Origin of the sequence: Sulfuricurvum sp. (assembly GCF_019163035.1) — a bacterium.
Classification (GTDB): Bacteria; Campylobacterota; Campylobacteria; order Campylobacterales; family Sulfurimonadaceae; genus Sulfuricurvum.
The window spans coordinates 1-3,304 of the sequence record NZ_JAFLKV010000056.1; the positions used below are offsets into that span (position 1 = coordinate 1).

Below are 3,304 nucleotides of genomic sequence, written 5' to 3' on the forward strand. Positions count from 1 at the left end.
AGCACTACCTCGACAAGGTAGTGGTCACAGGTTCGAGTCCTGTTGGGACCACCATTTCTTCTTAATTTTTCTCAAAATTTATCTATTTAATCGTAAACCAATCAATAATCCCGTATAATCCGCGATATTTTCTCATACGAGGCACCCCAATGGATATTATTGCAATCAAGCATAATGATCAAATTATCGATTTACAAACTGCTGGGGCACTTGGAATTAGCGGCGAAGAGATTGTTTATGACAACTCTCCTGAGTCTCTCGAAGTCCTTCGACATTCCTGTGCTCACTTGATGGCTGAGGCGATCAAAGCACTTTATACGGACGCTAAATTTTTCGTCGGACCGACGGTAAAAGAGGGCTTTTATTACGATTTCAAAGTAAATGAAACCATCGGCGAAGAGGATCTTAAAACCATCGAGAAAAAAATGCTCGATATTGCCAAAGGCAAAGAGAAGATCGAACGTTACGAGATCACCAAAGACGAAGCACGTGTAAAATTTGCAAACGATCATTTGAAACAAGCGGTTATGGATCGTATTCCATCCGAAACCGTGACGATTTATAAACAAGGTGAATTTGAAGATCTTTGCCGTGGACCGCATTTGCCGAGCGTCGGTTTGATCCGCTATTTCAAATTGACCAAAATCTCCGGTGCGTATCTCGGCGGTGACAGTAAAAACGAGATGTTGACCCGTATTTACGGAATCGCATTTGCCGATAAAGAGTCACTTAAAGCGTATCTCGATCAAATGGCGGAAGCTGAAAAACGAGACCACCGTAAAATCGGTGCCGAAATGAAACTCTTTACGTTCCGTGAAGAGGTCGGTGCTGGATTCCCGATCTGGCTCCCTGCGGGGGCGCGCATGCGTTCACGTTTGGAGCAACTTCTTTTCAAAGCTCACCGTAAGCGTGGGTATGAGCCGGTTCGAGGCCCTGAGATGCTCCGAAGCGACCTTTGGAAAGTATCGGGTCACTATCAAAATTACGGTGAAAACATGTATTTCACCCATATTGATGAACTCGAATTTGGGGTAAAACCGATGAACTGTGTCGGTCACATCAAAGTGTACGAACACGATTTACATTCGTACCGTGATCTTCCTCTCAAATATTTTGAGTACGGGGTGGTTCACCGCCACGAAATGACGGGAGCACTTCACGGATTGTTCCGTGTTCGTGAATTTACTCAAGATGATGCTCATATTTTCTGTACAACCGATCAGATCGAGCAGCAAATCATCGAAGTTGTTGATTTCGTCGATAAAATTATGTCTACGTTTGAATTTAATTACAAAATGATGATCTCGACAAAACCTGAAAAAGCGGTCGGTGATGACGCTGTATGGGAAATCTCTACCAATGCACTTAAAAATGCGATGGATAAACATAACCTTGCATACGAGATCGATGAGGGGGGCGGAGCGTTTTATGGTCCTAAAATCGATATCAAAATTACCGATGCTATCGGGCGTGAATGGCAGTGTGGAACGATCCAACTCGACTTCAACCTTCCGGCGCGTTTTGAGCTCGAATACAACGGCGAAGAGAACGTTAAAATACAGCCGGTAATGATTCATCGTGCAATTTTAGGTTCTTTTGAGCGATTTGTTGGTATATTGACGGAGCATTACGCTGGGGAGTTCCCGATGTTTATCGCTCCGACGCAGGTGGCTATCGTTCCGATTGCCCCTACGCACGAAGCGTACGCACGTGAATTGGCCGATAAATTGATCGATTTGGGTGCTGATTTTGAGATTTTCGATAAAAACGAAAGTCTTAACAAACGTATCCGTACAGCGGAAAAGGGTCGTGTGCCTATGATTATCGTTTTAGGCGATGAAGAGGTAAACAACAAAAGCATTGCAGTGCGAGATCGCAGATCACGTGAGCAATACAACCTGAGCGAAGAGGAATTCCTCGCTATGGTAAAACAAAAAATTAATGAGGTACATTTTTGATTAAGAAACAAGACCGAGTCCAAATGAACGAGGATATCCGCGTTCCTGAGGTACGTTGTGTAGTAGATGGTGGTGAAGCATTAGGGATTATTACGATCCAAGAGGCTATGGCTAAAGCCAACGAACTGGGGCTTGACCTCGTATTGATCTCACCGGATGCGAAACCTCCGGTTGCGAAGATCATGGACTACGGTAAGTTTCATTATCAAGAAGAGAAAAAGAAAAAAGAGGCACGTAAAAAGCAAACTAAAGTTGAGGTCAAAGAGATCAAACTTTCGGTTAAAATTGCTGAAAACGATGTTAGCTATAAAGTAAAACACGCTCGTGAATTCCTTGAAGAGGGAAAACATGTCCATTTCCGTGTATTCTTACGCGGTCGTGAGATGGCGCACCCTGAAGCCGCAGTTGCTGTTTTACAGCGTGTTTGGCCAATGGTTGAAGATATCGGTATGATGTATAAAACACCTGCCATGGAAGGGCGTTATTGTAATATGATGATCCATCCGAAAAAAGACGATAAAAAATAATCCATTTTTGAACGCCAAAGGAATGCATCCCTTTGGCTACGCTAGCCGCTATGGCACTAAAGCTTGCCTCTTATGAGGCAGATTTAAAACACACTCCTACTTCTTCGTCATTCTTACACTTTATAAAACATCAGTAAAAGCTTTTTTGTGGTATAATCCGCGTCTCGTTTAGAGAATTTTTGCGAAAGGATCAAGCCGATGCCAAAAATGAAATCAGTAAAAGGGGCGGTTAAACGCTTCAATGTAAAGAAAAACGGCACTGTTAAACGTGGTTCTGCATTCCGTAGTCATATTTTGACTAAACAAGATGCAGGAACTCGTCGTGGACAGAATGCACCAAAAGTGGTTGCAGCTGTTGATGTTAAAAACATCAAAAAGATGATCGTAGGCTAAACCCTATTAACCCTCCAGCATAACGCTGGGCAAGTCCGCATAGCGGCACCCCGTCATTTATATTTGAAGTGAACCGGGTCAAGAAAGGAAAAAAATGCCAAGAGTAAAAACTGGTGTCGTAAGACGCAGACGTCATAAAAAAGTATTGAAACTCGCACGTGGTTTCTACAGTGCACGCCACAAACATTTCCGTAAAGCGAAAGAGCAATTAGAGCGCTCACTTGTATACGCGTTTCGTGACCGTAAACAGAAAAAACGTGAATTCCGTAAATTGTGGATTATCCGTATTAATGCGGCATGTCGCCTAAACGGAATGAGCTATTCAGTATTCATGAACGGCCTTAAACGTGCCAACATCGAACTTGATCGCAAAATCCTTGCTGATTTCGCTATGAACGACGCAGCGGCATTTACTGCCCTCACCGT

At 43.4% G+C, this 3,304-nt stretch carries 4 protein-coding genes; all 4 read left to right on the forward strand.

Translation table 11 applies throughout. From position 1 onward, the window contains the following. Positions 1–149: 149 nt before the first annotated feature. On the forward strand, positions 150–1,958 hold the full coding sequence (thrS, locus tag JZU62_RS05010) for a threonine--tRNA ligase (RefSeq protein WP_295012519.1): 1,809 nt from the start codon (positions 150–152) through the stop codon (positions 1,956–1,958). Beyond that, entirely contained in the window at positions 1,958–2,485 is a 528-nt protein-coding gene (gene infC, locus JZU62_RS05015) for a translation initiation factor IF-3 (protein WP_294895530.1), read from the forward strand. Before thrS ends, infC begins: the two co-directional genes overlap by 1 nt. A gap of 198 nt (positions 2,486–2,683) precedes the next feature. Continuing rightward, positions 2,684–2,878, forward strand: coding sequence for a 50S ribosomal protein L35 (rpmI, locus tag JZU62_RS05020; protein ID WP_295012521.1), 195 nt, complete (start codon positions 2,684–2,686; stop codon positions 2,876–2,878). A 94-nt stretch (positions 2,879–2,972) separates the two neighbouring features. After that, a partial coding sequence (gene rplT / locus JZU62_RS05025; RefSeq protein ID WP_295012523.1) for a 50S ribosomal protein L20 occupies positions 2,973–3,304 on the forward strand: 332 nt, incomplete at its 3' end.

Bases quoted from the DNA above. Each gene is read 5' to 3' on its own strand.
- thrS (WP_295012519.1), top strand. From the start codon at position 150: ATGGATATTATTGCAATCAAGCATAATGATCAAATTATCGATTTACAA.
- rpmI (WP_295012521.1), top strand. From the start codon at position 2,684: ATGCCAAAAATGAAATCAGTAAAAGGGGCGGTTAAACGCTTCAATGTA.